This is a genomic window from Chryseobacterium arthrosphaerae (assembly GCF_001684965.1).
GTDB classification, from domain to species: Bacteria; Bacteroidota; Bacteroidia; order Flavobacteriales; family Weeksellaceae; genus Chryseobacterium; species Chryseobacterium arthrosphaerae.
Genome location: NZ_MAYG01000015.1, coordinates 1 through 434, shown reverse-complemented (window position 1 = coordinate 434; position 434 = coordinate 1). Strand labels below are relative to the sequence as shown.

Below are 434 nucleotides of genomic sequence, written 5' to 3'. Positions count from 1 at the left end.
CGGAACATTTTCCGCTATCCAATGAATCTTCAGAGCTTGGGGTAGGAGATGATGCGGCAGTCATTAATCCGGACAACAAAAAAGTAGTTCTTACGACAGATGTACTGGCAGAAGGCGTACATTTTAATCTGGGCTATGTTCCTTTAAAACATTTGGGATATAAAGCAGTGGTGGTGAATCTAAGCGATATTGCTGCTATGAATGCAACTCCTACGCAGATTCTGGTTTCGCTTGCTGTATCCAACCGTTTTCCGGTGGAAGCGTTGGAGGAGATGTATTCAGGAATTCAGGCTGCTTGTGCAAGATACAAAGTGGATCTGATAGGAGGGGATACCACAAGTTCCAATTCAGGATTGGTGATGAGTATTACTGCTATAGGAATAGAAAACGAAGAAAATATAGTAAAAAGAAACGGAGCAAAACCAAATGATCTT

At 41.7% G+C, this 434-nt stretch carries 1 protein-coding gene; it reads left to right on the top strand.

The window, feature by feature from the left end:
* Positions 1–434, top strand: a 434-nt coding sequence (locus BBI00_RS18970) for a thiamine-phosphate kinase (RefSeq protein WP_131799718.1), incomplete at both ends; no start/stop codon positions are given.